The following is a 23,016-nucleotide window of genomic DNA, read 5'->3' on the forward strand; positions in this document are numbered from 1 at the left end:
CAGGAGTGATGTGAATCCGAAGCCAGGGGAGCGATCAATATGACTAGCATGGCCGAACCCGGCAACACCGGGATCGATCCGCGGCTGAGCTTCGATGATCCGTTACTCGACGGTCTGTTGATCCTCTGCAAACTCCACGGCGCGACAGTCAGTCGCGCCAGCCTGAGTGCCGGGTTGCCTTTGAACAAACAACGCCTGAGCCTGGACCTGCTGCCCCGCGCAGCGGCCCGGGCCGGGTTGCAGGCTCGATTGTTACGGCGTGAACTGAAAGACATCTCGCCACTCAACTTGCCGATTCTACTGTTGCTCAACGATGGTCGTACCGCCGTGCTGCGGCGCTTCGGCGACGACGGCAAGGCACTGATTCTGCCCAGCGAAGCCGATGGCGGCGAGCAATGGGTCAGCCGTGAAGAACTCACCGAACACTACGCCGGTCAGGCGCTGTTCGCCCGGCCGAGGCACGAACTCGAAGACCTGCGCTCACCCTTGGTGCCACGGGTGCAGGCATGGTTTCGCGACACGCTGAAACTGTCGAAATGGCTGTACAGCGACGCAATCCTCGCCAGTTTCCTGATCAACCTGTTGGGCCTGATGGTGCCGCTGTTCGTCATGCAGACCTACGATCGCGTAGTGCCGAACCAGGCCACCTCGACGTTGTGGGTGCTGTCGATCGGCCTGCTGATCGGCACCGGTTTCGAACTGGTGCTGCGGGTGGTGCGCGCGCACTTGCTGGACACCGCCGGCAAGAAAACCGATGTGATCCTTTCCGCGACTTTATTTGAACGCATCACCGGCATGTCGATGAAGGCGCGGCCGGCGACCATCGGTGGATTCGCGCAGAGCATTCATGACTTTCAGGGCCTGCGTGAATTCCTCACCGCCGTGACCCTGACCAGCCTGATCGACCTGCCGTTTGTGGTGCTGATGCTGGTGGTGATCGGCCTGCTCGGCGGCTGGCTGGTGATCATTCCGCTGCTGGCGTTTCCACTGACAATCATCTTCGCCATGATCATTCAGGCGCGCCTGCGCGACACCGTGCAGAAGAGTTTGAGCCTCGGCGCCGAGCGTCAGGCGCTGCTGATCGAAACCCTCGGCGGCCTGGAAACCCTCAAGGCGTGCAGCGCCGAGAGCGAGCGCCAGCACAAATGGGAAAGTACCCACGGCGCCCTCACCCGCCTCGACAGCCATGCGCGCAACCTCTCGGCGCTGGCCACCAACGGCACGCTGTTCATCCAGCAGTTTTCCGGGATGGCGACTATTGTCGCCGGGGTCTACAGCATCATAGCCGGCAACCTCAGCGTCGGTGCGCTGGTCGCGACTTACATGCTCGGCAGTCGTGTGCTCGCACCGCTGGGGCAGATCGCCGGACTGATCACGCGCTATCAGCAAGCGCAACTGACGATGAAAAGTACCGACGCGCTGATGTCGCTGCCGCAGGAACGCGACGGCAAACAACGGCCGCTGGAGCGCACGCAATTGCAAGGCGCGCTGGAGGTCAACGGCGTGACTTTTCACTACAACGGCCAGAACGCTCCGGCCCTGAACAACATCAGCTTCAGCATGCAGGCTGGCGAACGCATCGGCATCATCGGTCGCAGCGGCTCGGGCAAAAGCACGCTGGCGCGGCTGGTGATGGGCTTCTACGAACCGGAAGAAGGCCAGCTCCTGCTCGATGGTCTCGACCTGCGACAACTGGATGTCGCCGACCTGCGCCAACAGATCGGCTACGTCGCCCACGACTTGCCGCTGCTGGCCGGCAGCCTGCGCGACAACCTGACCCTCGGCGCACGCTACGTCAGCGACGCGCGCATGCTCGAAGTCGCCGAACTGACCGGCGTCACCGAACTGGCGCGCCAGCATCCGCAAGGTTTCGACCGGCCGGTGGGCGAGCGCGGGCAATTGCTTTCCGGTGGCCAACGCCAAGCGGTGTTGCTGGCGCGGGCGCTGTTGCTCGATCCGCCGATCATGCTGCTCGACGAACCCACCAGTGCGATGGACAACAGCAGCGAAGACGCCCTGCGCCAGAAGCTGCACGGCTGGGTGCAAGGCAAGACGCTGCTGCTGGTCACCCACCGCACCTCGATGCTCAGCCTGGTGGATCGCTTGCTGGTGCTGGACAACGGCCGGATCGTCGCTGACGGTCCGAAAGAAGCGGTCATCGATGCACTGCGCAAGGGCCGTGTCGGCTCGGCGGCGGTCTAGGAGTTGCGCATGTCTGCTTCATCGAAAGATCGTGGCTACTTCGACAGTTTCGGCAAAAGCGCCGAAGCCGAGTTCATGCCGGAAACTGCTGGCGCTGCATTGCAGGATTCGCCGCGCTGGTCGCGGATCACCGTGTGGCTGGCGGCGGGGTTGCTGATCAGTGCGCTGGTCTGGGCCAAGTTCGCCGTGCTGCAGGAAGTGACCATGGGCGAAGGCAAGGCGATTCCATCGAGCAAGATCCAGGTGATCCAGAATCTTGAGGGCGGGATCGTTACTGAGATCTTCGTGCGCGAAGGGCAAATGGTCGCCAAGGGTGACACCCTGCTGCGCCTGGATGACACGCGTTTTCGTTCGAACAAAGGCGAGAGCGAGGCTGATCGTTATGCCTTGACCGCGCAAGTCGAACGCTTGTCCGCCGAGGCTGAAGGTCGGCCGTTCAAGCTCTCGGCAGAAGTGATCGCCAAAGCCCCGCAAGTTGCCGAAGACGAACGCTCACTGCATGAGCAGCGCCAACGCCGTCTGGCCAGCGAACAGCGCACCCTCACCGAACAGCTGCGGCAGAAGACTCAGGAGCTGGCCGAATTTCGCTCGAAACAGGGGCAGTTCAGTTCCAGCCTGGCGTTACTGCAGCAAGAGATGAACATGTCGGAGCCGCTGGTGAAAACCGGTGCGGTGTCGCCTGTGGAAATCCTCCGGTTAAGACGCAGCGCAGTGGAGATTCGCGGCTCGCTGAACGCCACGACGTTGGCGATCCCGCGCGCCGAATCGGCGATCAACGAGATCAAAAGCAAGATCGACGAATCGGAGCAGACCTTTCGTTCGGAAGCGGCCAAGGAGCTCAATGAGAAGCGCACCGACCTGTCGAAAATCACCGCCTCGAGCATCGCCATCGACGACCGAGTCAGCCGCACCACGGTGACCTCGCCGGTGCGCGGGGTGATCAAGCAGATGAAGGTCAACACCATCGGCGGCGTGGTGCAGCCGGGCAGCGACATGGTGGAAATCGTGCCGCTGGAAGATAACTTGCTGATCGAAGCCAAAGTGCGTCCGCAAGACGTGGCGTTCCTGCATCCGGGCCAGAAAGCCATGGTCAAGTTCAGCGCCTACGATTACACGATCTACGGCGGGCTGAGCGCGAAACTGGAGCTGATCGGCGCGGACACCATCACCGATGACAAGGGCAACAGCTTTTATCTGATTCAGGTGCGCACCGATAAAAACCATTTGGGCGGGGATGTGAAACCGCTGCTGATCATTCCGGGGATGGTCGCGACGGTGGACATTATTACCGGGGAGAAAAGTGTGCTGGATTACCTGCTTAAACCGGTGCTCAAAGCCCGGACCGAGGCGATGCGCGAAAGATAACATCAAAAGATCGCAGCCTTCGGCAGCTCCTACAGGGGATCGCGTACACCCTTGTAGGAGCTGCCGAAGGCTGCGATCTTTTGATCTTCAGCCACCGTGATTCTTTTGGTAAGTCTCCTGCCCCATCGCCGCGATTTGCCCTTCGATCAACGCCTCGAACGGCTTGAGCAGCGCTTCGAACGACGTCGGCGCTTCCAGGGTCTGCAATGCCTGCACAATCGCCTCAACCGTCGACAACGCCCCCGGCCCCGGTGCCTTGCGCAACCGATAGCGCGACACCCCACCATCCACCAGCGTCACCCTCGGCAACGCCGCCAGCAGCGGGTTCAGGTGCAACATCTTGCGCGCCTTGCGCCAAGTGCCGTCGGGAACCACCAGCAGCAGCGGCTCATCGGACGCCGTATAAGCCTGCATCGGCTGCGCATCCTCGGCGGGGAACAACAGACGCGCCTGATACCCCGGCTGATTCAGCAGCGCCGGCAGATCCTCGAACACTTCCCCGACAATCAGCTCGGCATTGGTCAACCCCAGCGCCGCCAGCCGCGCGGTGTTCAGTGCATGACTGACCTCGCTCGGGTGCTGCAACAGCAACACCCGGGTGCGGCTGTCGAGGCTCGGGATCAGCGGGCACAGGCAGTGGGTTTGTGGGCGCAGGCAGCGCGGGCATTGGGGTCTGGACATGGTTACTTTTCCTTCAAGCTCAAGCCTGATTGAGCTGAGCTTTGAGCAGATCGCGGAAGGTCTGGATCAGCGGTTCGCGACTGCGGCCGCGGCGCATGATCATCGAAAACGGTGCTTGATAACCGAAGGTCGCCGGCAGCAACACGCGCAGATCACCCTTGTCGGCCCAGGCTTGCGCGTAGTGCTCCGGCAAGTAACCGACGTAGGCGCCGGAGAGCACCAGAATCAGCTGCGCCTCCATACTTTCCACCGTCGCGGCGCTGTGTTTGAAACCGTGGCGGGCCAGTTCGGCTTGGCTCCAGTAACCGCGCCCGACCATGCGTTGCTGGGTGATGACTTGCTCGGGAATCCGCCGCTCATTGAACAACGGATGCCGGCTGCTGCAATACAACCAGTGCTGCTCGCGGTACAGCGGCATGTACACCAGACCGCTCATGCGCGTGGAAAACGCGCCGATGGCCAGATCGAGGCGATTGTCCTGCACGCCGAGTTGCAATTCATACGGACTCATCACCGACAGATGCAAATGTACCGCCGGGTGTTCCTGACTGTAGGCACCGATGGCCTCGGCGAAAGGCAAGGCCTTGTCGCTGACGGTCGAGTCGATCACACCCAGATTGAGCGTACCGCGCAGTTCGCCCTTGAGCGCGGCGGCGTACTGCTCGAAACCTTCGAGTTCGGCCAGCAGGCGCAGGGTTTCCTGATGAAACAGCTCGCCTTTGCTGGTGAGACTGAACCCGCCCCTGCCGCGATGACACAGCACCAGACCGAGCGCGGCTTCGAGCTGGCTCATGTAGGTGCTGATGGCCGAGGTCGACAGGTTGAGTTCCTGCTGCGCGTTGGCGAAGCCTTGATGGCGGACCACGCTGGTGAAGATGCGCAGGAGTTTCAGGTCGGGTAGAGCGTTGGCCATGGGTTACTCCCGGCTCTGGTGTTGTCTGTGGGAACTGCCCCTCACCCCAGCCCTCTCCCGGAGGGAGAGGGAGCTGATCTTCATGGCTTTCAAATCCTGAGTTCGGCTCGATATCTCAGGTCGATGCAAATCCTGAGAACAACGCGGTCGGCCCCCTCTCCCTCCGGGAGAGGGCTGGGGTGAGGGCAACAAAGTCTAATCCGCCATCGCCCATTAGTTTAGAAAAATCTGAACTAAGTATTTGCCCGTAGCGATTCTTCCCCGTCACTACATTTCGCAGAATCGGCCCCCAGCGGCGCCCTTTCCTCCTTGAAACCGGCGCGCCGACATAAATAAAACAATGACGATGAGGCCTTACCCGTGGACAAGATTCTTCACCAACCACTGGGCGGCAATGAAATGCCGCGCTTCGGCGGCATCGCCACCATGCTCCGCCTCCCCCACTTGCCAACCGCTGCCGGTCTGGACGCTGCCTTCGTTGGCGTGCCGCTTGACATCGGTACTTCGCTGCGCCCCGGTACTCGCTTCGGGCCGCGTGACATCCGCACCGAATCGGTGATGATCCGCCCGTACAACATGGCCACCGGCGCCGCCCCGTTCGATTCGCTGTCGGTCGCCGACATCGGTGACGTGGCGATCAACACCTTCAACCTGCTCGACGCCGTGCGCATCATCGAAGAAGCCTACGACAACATCCTCGAACACAACGCGATCCCGATGACCCTGGGTGGCGACCACACCATCACCCTGCCGATCCTGCGTGCGATTCACAAAAAACACGGCAAGGTTGGCCTGGTGCACATCGACGCTCACGCTGATGTGAACGATCACATGTTTGGCGAGAAAATCGCCCACGGCACCACCTTCCGTCGCGCCGTCGAAGAAGGCCTGCTGGACTGTGATCGTGTGGTGCAGATCGGTCTGCGCGCGCAGGGCTACACCGCTGATGACTTCAACTGGAGCCGCGATCAGGGCTTTCGCGTGGTGCAGGCCGAAGAGTGCTGGCACAAGTCGCTGGCGCCGTTGATGGCCGAAGTGCGCGAGAAAGTCGGCGGCGGTCCGGTGTACCTGAGTTTCGACATTGACGGCATCGATCCGGCATGGGCGCCTGGCACCGGAACCCCGGAAATCGGCGGTCTGACGACCATTCAGGCGATTGAAATCATTCGCGGCTGCCAGGGCCTCGACCTGATCGGCTGCGATCTGGTAGAAGTCTCGCCCGCTTATGACACCACCGGCAACACCTCGCTGCTGGCCGCCAACCTGCTGTACGAAATGCTCTGCGTACTGCCTGGCGTCGTCCATCGCTGAGGATCGGTCATGAACGAGCTCGATCAGGTTCTGAAAGCCGCTGCCGATCTGGTGACGGCGTTTGCCCGCAATGATCGCGAAGCTTACTTCGCTGCATTCAGCAGCGACGCAAGCTTCGTGTTCTACACCCTCGAACAACCGCTGTTGTCGCGCGATGCCTATCAGGCGTTGTGGGACCGCTGGCGCGCCGAGGATGGCTTCGAGGTGCTTTCCTGCACCTCAAGCAACGCCTTCGTCAGCCTGCAAGGTGACGTGGCGATTTTCATCCATGACGTGGCCACCGAGCTGCGCATGCAAGGGGAGCAACACTTCAGCCAGGAGCGCGAGACGATTGTTTTCAAGAAACAAGCGTCGAGCCTAGAACAACAAGGCCATTGGCTGGCCTGCCACGAACATTTGTCCGCAATGCCGGAAGGGCTGCCATCCCCTTAGCCAAGACAGGTGACGCTCACGCACGATGAGCGCGCCTTTATGATCGGAGCAGATCATGAATAACAACAACAACGAAAAAAGCCTTCGCAGCATCGAAACAAACGGGGTCGAACAGATCCCGGACCATGAGCGTGACGCCCGACCCAGCGACCTGTTTCGCTTGATCTTCGGCGGCGCCAATACCTTTGCCACCGCTGTGCTCGGCAGTTTCCCGGTGCTGTTCGGTCTGTCGTTTCAGGCTGGCGTCTGGGCGATTGTGCTGGGCGTGCTGGGCGGTGCGCTGATCCTCGCGCCGATGGGCCTGTTCGGCCCGCTCAACGGCACCAACAATGCCGTGTCTTCCGGTGCGCACTTCGGCGTGCATGGGCGGGTCGTCGGCTCCTTCCTGTCATTGTTGACGGCTATCGCGTTCTTCTCGCTCTCGGTGTGGAGTTCGGGCGATGCGCTGGTCGGCGGCGCCAAACGCTTGATCGGCCTGCCGGAAACCGACCTGACGCTGGGCCTGGCCTACGGCTTGTTCGCTCTGCTGGTGCTGACGGTTTGCATCTACGGCTTCCGCTTCATGTTGTGGGTCAACCGCATTGCGGTATGGGCCGCGAGCCTGTTGTTCTTGCTCGGTATCTTCGCCTTCGCCCCCGCCTTCGACAGCCAGTACGCCGGCAGCCTGGCACTGGGTCAGGCAGGGTTCTGGGCGGCGTTCATCGGTGCGGCACTGGTCGCCATGAGCAACCCGATTTCCTTCGGTGCGTTCCTCGGTGACTGGTCGCGCTACATTCCTCGAGAAACGCCGAAGGGCCGCATCATGTTCGCGGTGATCGCCGCGCAACTGGCGACGCTGATTCCGTTCCTGTTCGGCCTGACCACCGCGACCATCGTGGCGATCAAAGCCCCGGACTACATCGCGGCCAACAACTATGTCGGCGGCTTGCTGGCAGTCTCGCCGAGCTGGTTCTTCCTGCCGGTATGCCTGATTGCGGTGATTGGCGGCATGTCCACCGGCACCACCTCGCTGTATGGCACCGGGCTGGACATGTCCAGCGTGTTCCCGCGCCTGCTGTCGCGGGTCAAGGCGACGCTGCTGATCGGCGTGCTGTCGATTGCCTTCATCTTCATCGGACGCTTCGCGGCGAATCTGGTGCAGAGCGTGTCGACCTTCGCTGTCCTCATCATCACCTGCACCACGCCATGGATGGTGATCATGATCATCGGCCTGGTGGTGCGTCGCGGCTTCTACTGCCCGGATGACCTGCAAGTGTTCACTCGCGGCGAACAGGGCGGGCGCTACTGGTTCAGCCACGGCTGGAACTGGCGCGGCCTGGGCGCGTGGATCCCGAGCGCGGCAGTGGGTTTGTGCTTCGTCAACTTACCGGGGCAGTTCGTCGGCCCGCTGGGTGAATTGGCCGGTGGCATCGACATCAGCCTGCTGGTCACGCTGGGCCTGGCCTCGCTGCTGTACCTGATGCTGCTCAGCTTGTTTCCGGAACCGCCGGCGGTGTACGGCCCGAAGGATGCGCGTAGCCAAGGCGTGAAAGCCCCGGCAAAAACACCGCTGCGCCAGGCTGCCTGACACGCCCCATTGCCTGTGGGAGTCAGCCTTCTCCCACAGTGTTGCACCCCATAAAAAAGACAATCGGAGACACGCCACCATGGCTTTGGATTTATTCGTCGTCCTCATCTACGCCGCCGGCATGCTTTTGCTCGGCTACTTCGGCATGCGCAAAGCCAAGACCAATGAAGACTTTCTGGTCGCCGGGCGCAACCTTGGCCCGAGCCTGTACATGGGCACCATGGCCGCCACGGTTCTCGGCGGTGCTTCGACCGTTGGCACTGTGCGCCTGGGTTACGTGCATGGCATTTCCGGTTTCTGGCTGTGCGCGGCGCTCGGTTGCGGCATCGTCGCGCTGAACCTGTTCCTCGCCAAACCGCTGCTGAAACTGAAGATTTACACCGTCACCCAGGTGCTGGAAAAACGCTACAACCCGATGGCCCGCTCGGCGAGCGCGGCGATCATGCTGGCCTACGCGCTGATGATCGGCGTGACCTCGATCCTCGCCATCGGCACCGTGCTGCAAGTGCTGTTTGACCTGCCATTCTGGGTCTCGGTACTTGTCGGTGGTGGCGTGGTGGTGATCTACTCGGCGATCGGCGGCATGTGGTCGCTGACCCTGACCGACATCGTCCAGTTCATCATCAAGACCGTCGGCCTGATGTTCATCCTGTTGCCGATCTGCCTGTACCGCGTCGGCGGTTGGGACGAGCTGGTGCTGAAACTGCCGGCCACGGCCTTCAACTTCACCACGATCGGCTGGGACACGATCATCACCTACTTCATGATCTACTTCTTCGGCATCCTGATCGGTCAGGACATCTGGCAACGGGTGTTCACGGTCAAAACCGCCAAAGTCGCGCAATACGCGGGCAGCATTGCTGGCATCTATTGCATCGTCTACGGCCTCGCTTGCGCGCTGATCGGCATGGCCGCACATGTGCTGATCCCGGATCTGGATAACGTCAACAACGCCTTCGCCGCCATCGTCAAACTGTCGCTGCCGGACGGCATCCGTGGGCTGGTGATCGCTGCCGCACTGGCGGCGATGATGTCCACGGCCAGCGCCGGCCTGCTTGCCGCTGCCACCACGCTGACCGAAGACCTGCTGCCGAAACTGCGCGGCGGCAAGCCGTCGAGCCTGCGTATCAACCGTCTGTTCACGTTCCTGACCGGCATCGTGGTGCTGGGCATCGCGCTGGTGGTCAATGATGTGATCAGCGCGCTGACACTGGCCTACAACCTGTTGGTTGGCGGCATGCTGATCCCGCTGATGGGCGCGATTTTCTGGAAACGCGCCACCACCGCCGGTGCAATCGCCAGCATGGGCCTGGGCTTCGCCACGGCGCTGTTGTTCATGTTCAAGGATGGTCTGGATGCCAACACGCCGATCTACTACAGCCTCGGTGTGGGTCTGGTGAGTTTTGTGCTGGTCAGTCTGATGTCCCGTCGCCCGGGCATCGTCGCCAATGCGATTTAAGCTGAACCAATAGCAACAAGTTTCTTCGACGGGTGTGGCGTCGGTTGCCCCACCCGTTTTTTTTCGTCTGCGCAAAAGCAAAAGATCGCAGTCTTCGGCAGCGGCTACAGGTAAATCTGTAGACGCTGCCGAAGACTGCGATCTCTTGATCGTTAAACTTTCAGCCCGGGGACATTACCGCCGACGTTGCTGACGGCGACGCTGTTCGTCATCGGTGCGAATCGGGATCGGTTGCATTGGCGGTTCGATCAAGCCCAGAGCAACACCCAAATCGTGCAGCCAGTTTTGAATTTTCTCTTTCATCGTCATGCCCCCTTCAGGGTGGTGCTGAGCGACCGGAATTCTGAGGCCGCTTCGTACTGATAATAGTCCGAAGTCCTACGCAATGCTCGGGCAAATCCGCAATGATCTGTTACTGAATTGATCAGAATGCCCAGGCATTGGTTCAAGCCGTTTCTCGCGAGTCTTCGCCAGCCACGGGATAGAGCGCTTGCTGCTGTTCGATCCAGGCATTGAGGTTGGCGCCGACCATGCCGCGCCGCCACATCAGCCAGGTCGTCGCGCTGGCAAACGGCTCGGCCAACGGGTGCACCGCGACGCTTTCGCGCCCCGGCAGACTGGCGAGCATCGACTCCGACATCAGCGCCACGCCGCTGCCGGCAATCACGCAGGCGAGCATGCCCTGATACGACTCGATCTCCATCGCCCGGCCCATCGCCGCGTGATAATGCGCGAACCACGACTCCAGCCGCGCCCGGTAGGCGCAGCCATGACGGAAGGTAAACACCGCGCGCCCTTCGACATCCTTGGCGCTACGAATCGGTGCATGCTCGGCCTCGCTGATCAGCACCAGCCGTTCATCGCACAGCGGCACGCCGTCAATGCCAGCCAGTTGCGGCGGGCCATCGACCAGCGCCGCGTCGAGGCGCCCGGTGAGCAAACCTTCGAGCAATTCACCGCTTGGCCCGGACTGCACTTGCAGATTCACCGCCGGGTATTGCTTGTGATAACGCGCCAGCAACGCCGGCAAGTGGATCGCCGCGGTGCTGTACAGCGTGCCGAGGACGAAATCCCCGGCCGGTTGCCCGCCCATCACCGCCGCACTGGCCTGATCGCGCAATGCGAACAGTTTGCCGGTGTAGTCCAACAGGACTTTACCCGCAGGCGACAACTGCAAACGCTGACGCTCACGCACGAAAAGTTCTACGCCGAGCTGCTCTTCAAGCTGTTTGAGCCGGGTCGACAGATTCGACGGCACACGGTGCAGGCGTTCGGCGGCACGGGTGATCGAACCCTCCTCGGCTACCGCCTGAAAGATCCGTAGTTGGCTGAACTCCACAACCTTTCTCCAAAACAGAACAAGTTGATCACTATTATTCAATTTTAAAGAAAGTCAATCGGTCCTAGCCTGACGGTCATTGCTTCTTGATCGGACTCCAGACCATGTCACCACTGATTCGCTTACTCGCCTGTTTCATCGCCCTGATGATGGCCATGGGCATCGGGCGTTTCGCCCTCACGCCGCAACTGCCGCAGCTACTCAGCGAAGGGCAGATTGATCTGACTGCCGCCGGTTTGATTGCGGCGGCGAATTACCTTGGTTACTTGCTCGGCGCGGTGGATGCGATGTTTTCCCGGCGTCCGGGTCAGGTTCAGGCGCGCCTGCATGGCGGGTTGTGGTTGTGCGTGTTGCTGACCCTGGCGTCGTTCTGGGCCAACGGGTTCTGGGCGCACTTGCTGTTGCGCTTTGGCACCGGCGTGGCGAGTGCCTGGGTGCTGGTGATGATCACCGCCTTGAGCCAGCCGCTGGCTGCGGCGGCGGGTCGTCCACGGCTGGGTGCGTTAGTGTTTGCCGGGCCGGGATTGGGGATTTTCCTGACGGGGTTGCTGGCGCTGTTCTCACATCTGTTGCATCAGACTTCCGCGACGTTGTGGCTGATGTATGCCTCGGTCGCGCTGGTGATGTTGCTGGGGATTGTGCGGATTCTGCCGCAACCGGCAGTGAGCGCTGTGATCGCTCCTGCGGACACTACGCCGACTCGCGGCATCGGCCGATTGGCTGCGGTGTATGCGCTGTACGGCGTTGGCTACATCATCCCAGCCACGTTCCTGTCGCAAATGGCCAACGCGCAATTTCACGGGCAATGGCAGGCGGATCTGTTCTGGCCGTGCTTCGGTCTGGCGTCGGCGCTTGGCGTGTTGCTGGTCAGCCTGCGCCGGCATGATGCGGACACCACGCGACACTTTTTAATGGCCACGCTGTGGCTGCAAGCGGCGGGGGTGTTTGCTTGTCTGCTGGGCAGCGGCGTCGGCCTGGCGTTAGGCGTGATCCTCTGCGGCACGCCATTCCTGGCTTGCATGCAACTGGTGATGCAGCGTTCGCGGGAACTGGCCCCGCACGCCACCCAACGCAACGCCGGGCTGCTGACCGCGTGCTTCGCGGTCGGGCAGCTCAGCGGGCCATTACTGGCGGCGTTGAGCAGCCATTTCAGCGGCGGGTTGCAACCGGCGCTGGTGATCGCCGGTTGCGGACTGTTGATCGCCGGCCGCCTCGCTCTGCAACCCGTCAGTGCTGGCCGAGGGCTTTGCGCAAACGCCGACGCACCCACTGCTCGGCGCTGACGAACGTGATACCGAGCAGCACCAGCACCGCGCCGATGATGAAGTTCAGGCTCAGCTCTTCGCCGAGCAAGACCACGCCGAAGGTGACACCGAACAACGGCGTCATGAACGAAAACACTGCCAGGTTGGCCGCCAGATAACGTCGCAGCAGCCAGAACCACGTCAAATAACTGAAGAACGACACCACCAGCCCTTGAAACAGCACGCTGCCCACTGCCACCGCTGTCAGGCTGACATGGGTGATCTGACCGCTGAGCAGCGCGATCGCCAGCAAACCGATGAAGCCGACAATCAACTGGTAGAACAGCGTCAGCGTCACCGGCGCTTCCGACAGGCGCGAGGCGCGCACGACTACGGTGGTCGCGCCCCAACTGGCCCCGGCCAGCACGCCGAGGGCATCGCCGAGCAGCATGCGCCGGTCAAGGTTGTCCCACGACACGCCACCGGCAAACGCGATGGCGATGCCGACAAACGCGAGGAAAATCCCCAGCCACTGCACCGGCCGCAGGCGCTCGCTGGGCAACAGAAAGTGCACGCCGAGCGCAGTGAAAATCGGCGCGGTGTAGAGGAACACCGACATGTGCGCCGCTGTGGTCAGTTGCAAGCCTTCGGAGATGAACAGAAACTCCAGACCGAACAGCCCACCGGCCAGCAGCCCACCCTTCCAGGTGCTGCCGACCTGATCCCAGCCGCCCTTCCAGCAGATCAACAATCCTACAAGTAGCGCGGAAATCCCCGAGCGTCCCGCCGCCTGCATCACCGGCGCAATGTCAGTCGCCGCCCACTTGATCAGCACCTGCTGCACGCCCCAGATCAGGCACAGGCCGATCATCACTTGCAGGGCAAAACCGTCGGCATTGCGCCGAGCGATGCTCATCGCGAAACCTCGAAAACACACAACATGACGGCCATCCAATGGTCAGAAACAGTGCCGAGGATTATCAATCAGTCAGACGGAAAAAGCCTTCTGGAAAAGACATTCAGTTCTCCAGTGACGTCAGCGGTGAATGGCCGCCGGCTGCGCCGTCAATCGCGGGCAAGCCCGGCTCCCACAGTGTCCGCGTCGTATTCAGAATTTGCGACCGACCACAAAACCTGTGGGAGCTGGCTTGCCAGCGATGAGGCCCGCACTGGCCAAACACATTACGAGTTCGAACCAGTGACCTTGCTTGCAACCAAAAACCCCACCGTGCAAGCCGCCGCCGTAGCAAACGTCCCCCACGCCCAATCCATCAACGACACTTGCACCGACCATCCGCGCAACGTCGCCCAATTGGTCAGATCATAAGTGCCGTACGCCACCAGCCCGAGCAACGCGCCCATGCGTGCGGCGCTCTGCCAGGTCAATGCGGGTAAAACCACGAACATCAGGCAACCTAAAACGTACAGGCAATAAAAAACCGCTGCTGGCACCAGCAACGGTTTTTCGAGCATCAGCGGACCAAGCAGTTCGCGATAGGTCGGCGCCATCAGGATGCCGAGCCAGAGCCCGTCGAGCATTAGAAATGCCGCCAGCGTGGCGACATAGGCAATCAAGTTTCTCTTCATCACGCCGCCCTCTATGTCTTACATGGGGCCGGCGGTGATCAGGTTAGTTCAATGCGATCCGCATGAATGACGATTTTGCCATCCTTGTACAACGCACCGATGGCCTTCTTGAAGTTGCCCTTGCTCACGCCGAACAGGCTGCTGATCAGCGCCGGATCGCTCTTGTCGCTGACCGGCAAGGTGCCGTTGTTGTCGCGCAACTTGGTGAGGATCTTCGAGTTCAGGCTGCTCGCCGCTTCCTGACCTACCGGTTGCAGGCTCAGGCTGATCTTGCCGTCGGCGCGCACTTCCTTGATGAAACCTTTTTCGCTCATGCCGGCACGCATGAACTTGAAGATTTCGTTCTTGTGGATCAAGCCCCAGTGCTTGTTGTTGATGATTGCCTTGAAGCCCATGTCGGTGGGTTCGGCAACCAGCAAGTCGACTTCCTGACCCACGCTGTAGTTGGCCGGGGTCTTGTCGAGATAACGATCCAGACGCGCTGTGGCGGTGATGCGGCGGGTATGTTTGTCGAGATAGACGTGCACCACGCAGTATTCGCCAGCCGTCATCTGACGTTTTTCTTCGGAATACGGCAGCAATAGATCCTTCGGCAGCCCCCAATCGAGGAACACACCGATGCTGTTGACTTCAACTACTTTTAAACTGGCAAATTCACCGACCTGAACTTTAGGCTTTTCAGTGGTGGCGAGAAGTTTGTCTTCGCTGTCCAGATAAATGAAAACGTTGAGCCAATCTTCATCTTCGCTTGGAATATCTTTAGGGATATAACGGTTGGGCAAAAGAATCTCGCCATCGGCACCGCCGTCCAGATATAAACCGAAGTTAGTGTGTTTAACCACTTGCAAACTGTTGTAGCGCCCGACTAAAGCCATTTCCAATACCCTCATTGCGTGGGCGGCATTCTACCCGTTTTTGCCCGGCGGGGCCGCTGGCAGATCCGTCGCCAGCAGAAAATCTGCGGTAGAGCTTGAGAATCAAGCGTTTACCGTGGCACCACCGCCGCTCGTCAGACCAGCGTCAGCGCTTGCCGGTGGCTACGCTCAACCGCATCACGCGCAAATCTTCTTAATGTTGTTATTTAAAACAGCAGGTTAGCGCAATATTCCGGTTAATTAATCGAGAATATCTCAGTGACGAGGTGGGTTATTCCGGGGGATATTTACCAAGCAACTGTCAAGTATTTCCTGTACGATGCCTGGCCGAGTTACTTTTCTACAGGTTAATGGCCGCCATGCGTGTAAAAGCATCCACCAGCAAAGCAAAGCCAGCTCCAGCCGTTGAAACCAGCGAATCGATCAACAATCAGATCGCAGCGTTTCTGAAGTCCGGCGGTGAGATTCAGCAAATTGCCAAAGGCGTCAGCGGCCAGACGTTCGGCCCGTCCAAGCAGATCAGCCTGGGCAAAAAGTAATACCGGAATACCCCCGTCCAGAGACGCTTTGCGTTTCGAAGCGTCTGGACTGGAACCGCGCAACACCCTCCTCGCTGTAAACATATTCCAAATCAATAACGCATAAATCGACGAACGGCCCTCAACGCCGATCATTCGTCGGTATCCTTGCACGCGTCTGGATCAAGCGTTTCAGCAGGTTTTTATCCCCTGCGCTCGCTGCTCATGGAGTGACGCATGCTCAAATCTTCCTGTTTATTGCTCGTAGGTCTGCTGGCCGCAACGACTGCCCACGCGCAGATCTTCCAACGCGAACTCGGCGACTTCGACCTCAAACTCGGCACCACGCCCAGCCGCAGCATGGCTGAAGGCCTGGTCAAACCGTCGGCAGTCGGCTCGTTTCACGGTGGCCTCGATCTGACCCACGGCAGCGGCCTGTACATCGGCCAGTGGTCGCCAAGCATGGGCATCTCGCCGGGGAAGAACCTGGAAATCGATTCCTACGTGGGTTTTAAACAGCCTTTCGACCAGACCCTCGGCTACGAAATCGGCATGATTCACTACAGCTACCCAAAGGTAGACACCCTCGACAGCCAGGAAGTGTTCGGTGGCCTGACCTTGCTCGGCAGCCGCTTCGGCGCGGCGTTCAGCAACGATCCGGACAAGCAGAACAGCACGCTGTTTGCCGACCTCGGCGGCAATCAACCGTTCGGCATCGGGATCAGCATGAAGTACACCACCCATGAGCTCACCACACCGGTTTCGGTGGACGGCGGTTATGTCAGCAGTTTTACCGATTGGTCGGTGAAATTTTCCCGGCCCTTCATGGGCGTCGATCTCGACCTGACCTACAGCAATTCGAGCCTCAGCGGCAGCGACTGCTCGGCCTACTCCGGGCACAACAGCGAGTGCGACGGACTGGTCACGCTCAAGGCCCAGCGCACGTTCTATTGATCGGCTGAACTGCCGGGCCCATCCTGCGTTCACATAAGAAGCAGTTTCCCGAAGCCAGGCTCACGCAAGGATTCGCCCATGTCGCGCTGGTGCAAAAACATCGCCGTTCTGCTGATTGTCTCCCTCGCCCTCGGCGCTTGCAGCCGCGTTGGCCTGGCCTACCGCAATCTCGACGTGATCATTCCGTGGACGCTCGGCGACTACCTGGACATGAACGGCGAGCAAAAAAGCTGGTTCAACGAACGCCTGCGCGAACACCTGAGCTGGCACTGCACCACGCAACTACCGGGTTATCTTGACTGGCTCGACCGCTTGCAAGTGATGGTCGAGACCAATCAGGTCACCGACACCGCCCTGCAGCAACGCACCGTTGAAGCCAAACAGGCGATTGCCGAAACCGCGCGTGAGATCACGCCATCGGCCATCGAATTGCTGCAAGGACTGGACGACAAGCAAGTCGCGGAGATGAACGATGCGTTCGCCAAGGATCAGCGCAAACGTGAGCAGGAATACCTCAAGCCGCCGCTGGCACAACAGATTGCCGAACGCAGCGAGCGCATGCAAAAACGCCTGAATGACTGGCTTGGCCCGCTGAGTAAAACCCAGCAACAACGCGTGGTGAGCTGGTCGACTGCGCTGGGCGATCAGAACACCCAGTGGATTGCCAACCGCGTGCATTGGCAGAAGCAGTTCAGTGCGGCGGTTGCCCAGCGCAAGAGTGCAGAATTCCCACAGCGGATCGAGACGCTTCTGGTCAATCGCGAGAGTTTATGGACAGCCGAATACCAAAAGGCCTACGCCGATACTGAAGCGCAGGCACGCTCGTTGTTCGTCGCCTTGATGGCGGAGAGTACGCCAGAGCAACGGCAGCGGTTGCTGAAGAAGATTGAAGGAGTGCGCAAGGATTTCAATGATCTGAAATGTTTAAAAGCTGCTCAGAAAAGCTGAAGATCAAAATATAGCAGCCTGCGGCAGCTCCTACACAAACCCTGTAGGAGCTGCCGAAGGCTCGGGCCGCGATCGGACGATCTTTTGATTTTGCTTCTAATAAAACTCAGGCGATCTGGGCTTTCGAAGCCACTTCATCAAACGTCCCTTCCGCCAGCGCATCCTCCTGATCATCCAGCACCTGACGCGGGTGATCATTCCCGGGAATGCTGCTATCGATCATGCTCAACAGGCTGGAGCCGCGCGGGGTCAGACTGAAGTTGTTACCGGTGCTGCCCTCGTCTTCCCCACGTGGCCCAATGTAGCCGCGCAGCAGCAACATCCGTTCATAGTCACAGGCCAGCGTTTTCAGATGATCCAGATTATCGATCGGCTCGCCGGCCGCAGCTTTTGCTGCCGCGTAATCTTCGGCGACAGAGCGCGGCGCAAAGCTGTGGCCAGCGCCGTTTTGCACTTCATGCAGCAAGCGTTCAATCAAATCCCAGTTATAAGTCGTCATCCTGATACAACCTCCGGTGCGCGTGATTAATGACGCGTTCATAAGTTGTGACCGGAACCAATCGTGGCCGTTCAGCCGCATTCGTCGCTGCGACCGACCGGCGGTCTGTCGAATTGCAACACCGCCAGACGACTAGGCTGTGAAAGACGGTTCAACCTCGCAGGAGATTTCTCCATGAACGTTCAGAATCATCCGGTGGTTTCGCGCGAAGCATGGCTCGCCGCCCGCATACAACACTTAGCAGACGAAAAAGCCTTCACCAAGGAACGCGATCGCCTCAGCGCACAACGCCGAGCGTTGCCGTGGATAAAGATCGACAAGGACTATCACTTCCAGGGGCCGCAAGGAGAGCTGAAAATTGCCGACCTGTTCGGCAAACACAGCCAACTGATCATTTACCACTTCATGTTCGCCAAGGCCTGGGAGGAAGGTTGTCCCGGCTGCTCGTTTCTTTCCGACCACATCGACGGCGCCAATCAGCACCTGGCGCATCACGACATTGCGGTGGTGGCGGTGTCCCACGCGCCGTTTAACGAATTCCAGGACTTTAAACGCAGGATGGGCTGGAAGTTTGACTGGGTGTCTTCAGAAGGCTGCGATTTCAACTACGACTTGGGGGTATGCGCCCGGGCCGAGGATGTTGCTGAAGGAAAGGCTACATACAATTACGAAAAGACTGACAGCGCCGAGGAAGAAATGCCTGGGCTAAGCGTGTTTTATCGCAATGATAACGGCGAGATTTTCCACACTTACTCAACCTACGCCCGCGGGCTGGACATGCTGGTCGGCGCCTACAACTACCTCGATCTTACGCCCAAGGGCCGGAATGAGGACGAGATCATGGAGTGGGTGCGGCATCATGATCGGTATGAGGGCGGTGCTAAATCGAATTGCTGTCATGAGACTTAGTCTTCAAATCCACTGTAGATGCAACTCCGCTTGTTTAACACCTCACCGGCGTTGCTGCATCTCTTACACCTTTTATCAACATATGGTCCCGGTGGCGACGAGTGGGTTCAACGACGCATTTGAATGTGCGATGCTAAGTCAATCACGTCGTCAGGTCTGCGGCCGACTACAATTGCCAGATACAGATTTCAGGAGGCCCATATGGAAAAGCTGAGTTTGCAAACCAAAAAAACCTGGTTCGCGAAGCACCGTAAAGCCAATTTCGCGGCCAGCCTTCGCCTGGAAGGCTTTGTCCCATCCCCGTCCGATGGCGATATCAAACTGCCGACCAGAGACGCGGCGTTAAGAGCCGTCCGGCTCGTGAAAGTTTGAGCGACGACAAGTATGGCACCGACCAGGCCCCGGATTGCTATCCGGGCACTGATGTCCTGATCAATCTGCTCGACTTACGTAATGCCGAAGACCTTGATGAGGCAGAGCGCTACATCAACGAGATGGCAGCTGCGCAGTTGGAGTTCGTCTTACCCCCATACAGCCTCGCGACTTTGAAACAGGTGCATCGCACACTGTTTGAAAAAGTCTACGCGTGGGCCGGAGAAATTCGAACACTGGCGATCAGCAAAGGCAGCACCAGATTTTGTAGCCCTGAGTTCATTGAAAGTCAGATCGCCAAAGAGTTTTCGAAGATGGCTGCTGCAGGCTGGTTCGAAAGCTACTCACGGGACCAATTGGTCTCAACAGTCGCCGAATCCTACGGCACACTCAACGTGGCTCACCCCTTCAGAGAAGGTAACGGTCGCACACAACGCATTTTGTTCGAATTTATCATTTTCAACGCAGGCTATCTGATCGACTGGGGATCGGTCGAGCGCGAGGAGTGGATCGACGCATGCATTCATTCGTTCCACTGTGACGACAGCCTCCTTGAAAAGATATTCGACCGATGCATCGGCGCGTCAATCCTGTAAGTCGAACGCAAGCTCACTGAACTTTCCCCGCGCAAAACTCCTCAACCGGTTACCCCGTCTTAACCGGAACTGAGGCCATCCCATGAAAACCCTGATCAAGCTCACCCTCGCCGCCAGCCTGGCCTGCGCCCTGCCCGTCTGGGCCTGCACGCCAGAAGAAGCTACCGCCAAACGCGAGCAACTGGCCAAGGAAGTCACCAAGCTGACGCAGCAAAATCCGGCCAAGGCCAAAGAGATCAACGCCGAATTGCAGAAGATGGACTTAGGCACGGCCAGTGCCGATCTGCCGGACAAGTGCCAGTTGATTGATCAGCGTTTGAAAGAGCTGGGTACGGCTGAGAAGAAAACTGAGGGTTAAACACAAGATCAAAAGATCGTCCGATCGCGGCCCGAGCCTTCGGCAGCTCCTACAAAATAGGTATGGGGCTGTTGAAGGCTGCGATTTTTTGGTGTCAACTATGCACTAGCGCATTTATTTATTTGCACAAACGCATATCCACTACTAGGGTTACCTCGAGTCAGAGCGAAATCGCCACCAAAACATGGCAAACCTTAAACGCCGCTGACTCGGCAACAACGCTACACACGCACAAGCTGGACGCTTGTTTTCACTCATGGAGGATTGAAAAATGTTAACCAATGAAGCAACCCGAATCACCGGCGACACACTGCCCAACTGCCTGGTCGGTCGTCTGCTCGACGCGCAACTGGTCGAAGTCGAAGCCGCCCCTCAAGCCCGAGCATTGGCTGCCGCCAGTCTCAACTTCAGCATGCAGCCGCAAACCCAGACCAACTGGTGCTGGGCCGCGGTTTCTGCCTCGGTCGGCAACTACTACGGCACCGGGTCCTGGACCCAGTGCGGGGTGGCCAGCAGCGAACTGGATCGCAACTGCTGCAATCAACCGGGCCCGTGCAACGTCTACGGCTATCTGGATTCCGCCCTGCGCACCACGCGTAGCTACAACGGCATGAATCAGGGTTCGCTGCAGATGTCGGCCATTCAGAACCAGATCAACATGGGCCGCCCGATCGGCTTGCGTTGCGCCTGGTACGGCGGCGGCGCGCACTTTCTGGTGATCTGTGGCACCAACGGCAACTACCTGCTGATCGCAGACTCGATCTACGGTTACTCGACCCGCGCGCTGAACTCGTTCCCCGGTTCGTACAACGGCGGCGGCAATTGGACCAACACTTACTTCACCGTGAAAAACTGAGGAGGGCTACATCATGCAACTGACTTATCCAAAGGCGCCCTCCAACGGCGTACAGACACTGCGCCAGGCGCTGCAAGCCGCGCTGCAAACCCAAGGCTTTGGCGTTAATCGGCAGTTCGCCGCTGCGGCTCCGGCCAAGATCAGCCTGAGCGAAGCCTACCGCGGCTACTCGCTCAGCCTGGACGATCTGAGCAACGGCAAAGGTCTGCAAGAAGCCAAGGTCGGCGACTGGCATTACCTGGTGTTTGCCGACGGCGCGACAATTGCCGATGCGCAATTGGCCGATGTTCGCGGGCATGTCGAGTTCGCCTCGCTGAACCACGGGACGCTGGCAGCGGCGACGGTGGATGCGCTGAAACTCGCGGAACAGTCGCCGCAACTGCACGGCAAAAGCGTCGAGCTGCGGGTGCTGTTCATTTCGGCACTGCACGTTGTGGCGATCTGGCTGCATGCCGCCGGTGAAAATGTGCTGATCCCGATTGAGCCGACGCCCAAGGAACTGGCAGTCACTCAGTTGTACAGCGAGGCGGCACTGCTCGCGCTGCTCAAACCGGCGGCTGATCAGGCACGTCAGCGCTTCGACGCGGACACCAGTGGCCTGCTGGGGAGCTGATAAACCTCAGGCATAAAAAACCCGGACACGCTGTCCGGGTTTTTTATTGCAGCGCTACACAGTTTTACTCAGCTGCAGGCTCTGCTGGTTTGCGGCGCTTCAGCGGGGCCATGCCGTCGCTGCTGACCAAAGCGTCCGGCTTCGGACGGTTGGCGCTCTTGCGTTTGGTCGGCGTCTTGGCGGCAGTTTTTTTCTTGTCGCCCTTGGCGTCGGTCTTTTTCTTCTTCACGCCGACAGCTTTGCCCGAGGCCTTGACCTTTTTCGGTCCGCCGTAGGTGCCTTTGACTTCCTTGATGGTGCGGCGCTCGAAGCTCTGCTTCAGATAACGCTCGATGCTCGACATCAGGTTCCAGTCGCCGTGGCAGATCAGCGAGATCGCCAGGCCATCGTTACCCGCACGCCCGGTACGACCGATACGGTGTACGTATTCGTCGCCGCTGCGTGGCATGTCGAAGTTGATCACCATGTCCAGACCTTCAACGTCCAGACCACGCGCCGCCACGTCGGTGGCCACGAGGATCTTCACGCCGCCCTGCTTCAGACGGTCGATCGCCAGTTTGCGATCCTTCTGGTCTTTCTCGCCGTGCAGCACGAACGCTTTGTATTCCTGAGCCACCAGACGACCGTAGATGCGGTCGGCCATGGCGCGGGTGTTGGTGAACACGATGGCCTTCTGATAGGTCTCGTTGGCCAGCAGCCAGTTCACGATTTGTTCTTTGTGCTGGTTGTGGTCAGCGGTGATCACCTGTTGACGGGTGGTCGAGTTCAACTGGCTGACCGCGTTGAGCTGCAGGTGCTCAGGGTTGTTCAGCACCTTGGCGATCATCTCGCGCAGGCCCGAACCGCCGGTGGTGGCGGAGAACAGCATGGTCTGCTGACGGTTGGTGCACTCGTCAACCAGACGTTGCACGTCCTCGGAGAACCCCATGTCGAGCATGCGGTCGGCTTCGTCGAGCACCAGCACTTCGACTTCTTTCAAGTCGAGGTTGCCAGCGTTCAGTTGTTCGATCATCCGCCCCGGCGTACCGATCAGGATGTCCGGCACTTTGCGCAGCATCGCCGCCTGCACCTTGAAGTCTTCACCGCCGGTGATCAGGCCGGACTTGATGAAAGTGAACTGCGCGAAGCGCTCCACTTCTTTCAAGGTCTGCTGAGCCAGTTCACGGGTCGGCAGCAGGATCAGCGTCTTGATGCTGACGCGAACCTTGGCCGGGCCGATCAGGCGGTTGAGGATCGGCAGGACAAATGCGGCGGTCTTGCCGCTACCGGTTTGCGCCGTCACCCGCAGGTCACGCCCCTGGAGCGCCAGCGGAATGGCCGCGGCTTGCACAGGCGTTGGCTCGACAAATTTCAGCTCGGCCACAGCTTTTAGCAGGCGTTCGTGCAGGGCGAATTGGGAAAACACGGGTGCTACCTCG

General features: G+C 59.6%; 25 protein-coding genes. 16 read left to right on the forward strand and 9 right to left on the reverse strand.

Annotated elements, in window-relative coordinates:
• The first annotated feature begins 39 nt into the window (after positions 1-39).
• Entirely contained in the window at positions 40-2,202 is a 2,163-nt protein-coding gene (locus tag ACOI8A_RS23785; protein ID WP_420647898.1) for a type I secretion system permease/ATPase, read from the forward strand.
• A 9-nt stretch (positions 2,203-2,211) separates the two neighbouring features.
• The gene (locus ACOI8A_RS23790) at positions 2,212-3,567 is read left to right on the forward strand and encodes an HlyD family type I secretion periplasmic adaptor subunit (protein ID WP_420647897.1); all 1,356 of its coding nucleotides are present in this window, start codon (positions 2,212-2,214) and stop codon (positions 3,565-3,567) included.
• Between the two features lie 87 nt (positions 3,568-3,654).
• Here ACOI8A_RS23790 and ACOI8A_RS23795 read toward each other — a convergent pair whose 3' ends face one another.
• Together ACOI8A_RS23795 and ACOI8A_RS23800 are read right to left on the reverse strand one after the other, a co-directional pair.
• Positions 3,655-4,248, reverse strand: a complete 594-nt coding sequence (locus ACOI8A_RS23795; protein ID WP_420647896.1) for a tRNA-uridine aminocarboxypropyltransferase — start codon at positions 4,246-4,248, stop codon at positions 3,655-3,657.
• Positions 4,249-4,267: 19 nt separating this feature from the next.
• On the reverse strand, positions 4,268-5,161 hold the full coding sequence (locus ACOI8A_RS23800; protein WP_420647895.1) for a LysR family transcriptional regulator: 894 nt from the start codon (positions 5,159-5,161) through the stop codon (positions 4,268-4,270).
• A 360-nt stretch (positions 5,162-5,521) separates the two neighbouring features.
• On the opposite strand from ACOI8A_RS23800, the gene speB reads away from it, so the two are divergent.
• The 4 genes from speB (at position 5,522) to ACOI8A_RS23820 (ending at position 9,930) form a co-directional block, all read left to right on the forward strand.
• Complete coding sequence (gene speB / locus ACOI8A_RS23805) at positions 5,522-6,472, forward strand: agmatinase (protein WP_420647894.1); 951 nt, start codon at positions 5,522-5,524, stop codon at positions 6,470-6,472.
• Between the two features lie 9 nt (positions 6,473-6,481).
• Complete coding sequence (locus tag ACOI8A_RS23810; protein ID WP_420647893.1) at positions 6,482-6,904, forward strand: YybH family protein; 423 nt, start codon at positions 6,482-6,484, stop codon at positions 6,902-6,904.
• Between the two features lie 55 nt (positions 6,905-6,959).
• Positions 6,960-8,471 carry a purine-cytosine permease family protein gene (locus ACOI8A_RS23815; protein ID WP_420647892.1) on the forward strand — a complete coding sequence of 504 codons (1,512 nt, stop codon included), beginning with the start codon at positions 6,960-6,962 and terminating at the stop codon, positions 8,469-8,471.
• A 79-nt stretch (positions 8,472-8,550) separates the two neighbouring features.
• Positions 8,551-9,930 carry a sodium:solute symporter gene (locus tag ACOI8A_RS23820; protein ID WP_420647891.1) on the forward strand — a complete coding sequence of 460 codons (1,380 nt, stop codon included), beginning with the start codon at positions 8,551-8,553 and terminating at the stop codon, positions 9,928-9,930.
• Between the two features lie 174 nt (positions 9,931-10,104).
• Here ACOI8A_RS23820 and ACOI8A_RS23825 read toward each other — a convergent pair whose 3' ends face one another.
• Positions 10,105-10,233 carry a PA1414 family protein gene (locus ACOI8A_RS23825; protein ID WP_420647890.1) on the reverse strand — a complete coding sequence of 43 codons (129 nt, stop codon included), beginning with the start codon at positions 10,231-10,233 and terminating at the stop codon, positions 10,105-10,107.
• Between the two features lie 142 nt (positions 10,234-10,375).
• Positions 10,376-11,269 (reverse strand): putrescine utilization regulator PtrR, encoded by an 894-nt coding sequence (ptrR, locus tag ACOI8A_RS23830; RefSeq protein WP_420647889.1) that lies wholly within the window; start codon positions 11,267-11,269, stop codon positions 10,376-10,378.
• A 104-nt stretch (positions 11,270-11,373) separates the two neighbouring features.
• Between ptrR and ACOI8A_RS23835 the strand changes: the two genes are divergently transcribed.
• Positions 11,374-12,552: an MFS transporter gene (locus ACOI8A_RS23835; protein ID WP_420647888.1), complete on the forward strand. Its 1,179-nt coding sequence runs from the start codon at positions 11,374-11,376 to the stop codon at positions 12,550-12,552.
• On the opposite strand, the gene ACOI8A_RS23840 is transcribed toward ACOI8A_RS23835, so the two are convergent.
• From ACOI8A_RS23840 to ACOI8A_RS23850, 3 genes are all read right to left on the reverse strand, one after another.
• Complete coding sequence (locus ACOI8A_RS23840) at positions 12,497-13,429, reverse strand: DMT family transporter (protein WP_420647887.1); 933 nt, start codon at positions 13,427-13,429, stop codon at positions 12,497-12,499. The two genes, ACOI8A_RS23835 and ACOI8A_RS23840, sit on opposite strands and share 56 nt — an antisense overlap.
• 266 nt (positions 13,430-13,695) lie before the next feature.
• Positions 13,696-14,100, reverse strand: coding sequence for a DUF2177 family protein (locus ACOI8A_RS23845; protein ID WP_420647886.1), 405 nt, complete (start codon positions 14,098-14,100; stop codon positions 13,696-13,698).
• A 38-nt stretch (positions 14,101-14,138) separates the two neighbouring features.
• A complete protein-coding gene (locus tag ACOI8A_RS23850; RefSeq protein ID WP_420647885.1) occupies positions 14,139-14,975 on the reverse strand; it encodes a S1 RNA-binding domain-containing protein in 837 nt (278 codons plus the stop codon).
• Between the two features lie 350 nt (positions 14,976-15,325).
• Here ACOI8A_RS23850 and ACOI8A_RS23855 point away from each other — a divergent pair, with 350 nt between their 5' ends.
• The 3 genes from ACOI8A_RS23855 to ACOI8A_RS23865 all read left to right on the forward strand — a co-directional run bounded on the left by ACOI8A_RS23855 (position 15,326) and on the right by ACOI8A_RS23865 (position 17,395).
• Positions 15,326-15,514, forward strand: a complete 189-nt coding sequence (locus ACOI8A_RS23855; RefSeq protein ID WP_186532130.1) for a hypothetical protein — start codon at positions 15,326-15,328, stop codon at positions 15,512-15,514.
• A 216-nt stretch (positions 15,515-15,730) separates the two neighbouring features.
• Positions 15,731-16,447 carry a TorF family putative porin gene (locus tag ACOI8A_RS23860; protein ID WP_420647884.1) on the forward strand — a complete coding sequence of 239 codons (717 nt, stop codon included), beginning with the start codon at positions 15,731-15,733 and terminating at the stop codon, positions 16,445-16,447.
• Between the two features lie 78 nt (positions 16,448-16,525).
• Positions 16,526-17,395, forward strand: a complete 870-nt coding sequence (locus ACOI8A_RS23865; protein ID WP_420647883.1) for a DUF6279 family lipoprotein — start codon at positions 16,526-16,528, stop codon at positions 17,393-17,395.
• 106 nt (positions 17,396-17,501) lie between these two features.
• Here the strand turns inward: ACOI8A_RS23865 and ACOI8A_RS23870 are convergent, their stop codons facing one another.
• Positions 17,502-17,894 carry a transcriptional regulator gene (locus ACOI8A_RS23870; protein ID WP_420647882.1) on the reverse strand — a complete coding sequence of 131 codons (393 nt, stop codon included), beginning with the start codon at positions 17,892-17,894 and terminating at the stop codon, positions 17,502-17,504.
• A 174-nt stretch (positions 17,895-18,068) separates the two neighbouring features.
• Between ACOI8A_RS23870 and ACOI8A_RS23875 the strand changes: the two genes are divergently transcribed.
• From ACOI8A_RS23875 to ACOI8A_RS23900, 6 genes are all read left to right on the forward strand, one after another.
• Positions 18,069-18,803, forward strand: coding sequence for a DUF899 domain-containing protein (locus ACOI8A_RS23875; RefSeq protein WP_420647881.1), 735 nt, complete (start codon positions 18,069-18,071; stop codon positions 18,801-18,803).
• A gap of 201 nt (positions 18,804-19,004) precedes the next feature.
• Positions 19,005-19,175 (forward strand): YhfG family protein, encoded by a 171-nt coding sequence (locus tag ACOI8A_RS23880; protein ID WP_420647880.1) that lies wholly within the window; start codon positions 19,005-19,007, stop codon positions 19,173-19,175.
• The gene (locus ACOI8A_RS23885) at positions 19,172-19,771 is read left to right on the forward strand and encodes a Fic/DOC family protein (protein WP_420647879.1); all 600 of its coding nucleotides are present in this window, start codon (positions 19,172-19,174) and stop codon (positions 19,769-19,771) included. Before ACOI8A_RS23880 ends, ACOI8A_RS23885 begins: the two co-directional genes overlap by 4 nt.
• An 82-nt stretch (positions 19,772-19,853) precedes the next feature.
• On the forward strand, positions 19,854-20,129 hold the full coding sequence (locus tag ACOI8A_RS23890) for a hypothetical protein (RefSeq protein ID WP_420647878.1): 276 nt from the start codon (positions 19,854-19,856) through the stop codon (positions 20,127-20,129).
• Between the two features lie 271 nt (positions 20,130-20,400).
• Complete coding sequence (locus tag ACOI8A_RS23895) at positions 20,401-20,985, forward strand: papain-like cysteine protease family protein (protein WP_420647877.1); 585 nt, start codon at positions 20,401-20,403, stop codon at positions 20,983-20,985.
• A gap of 13 nt (positions 20,986-20,998) precedes the next feature.
• Positions 20,999-21,598 carry a hypothetical protein gene (locus tag ACOI8A_RS23900; protein WP_420651424.1) on the forward strand — a complete coding sequence of 200 codons (600 nt, stop codon included), beginning with the start codon at positions 20,999-21,001 and terminating at the stop codon, positions 21,596-21,598.
• 64 nt (positions 21,599-21,662) lie between these two features.
• Here ACOI8A_RS23900 and ACOI8A_RS23905 read toward each other — a convergent pair whose 3' ends face one another.
• The gene (locus tag ACOI8A_RS23905; RefSeq protein WP_420647875.1) at positions 21,663-23,003 is read right to left on the reverse strand and encodes a DEAD/DEAH box helicase; all 1,341 of its coding nucleotides are present in this window, start codon (positions 23,001-23,003) and stop codon (positions 21,663-21,665) included.
• Between the last annotated feature and the right edge of the window lie 13 nt (positions 23,004-23,016).

This window comes from Pseudomonas sp. P4795 (assembly GCF_048822895.1).
Taxonomy (GTDB): Bacteria; Pseudomonadota; Gammaproteobacteria; order Pseudomonadales; family Pseudomonadaceae; genus Aquipseudomonas.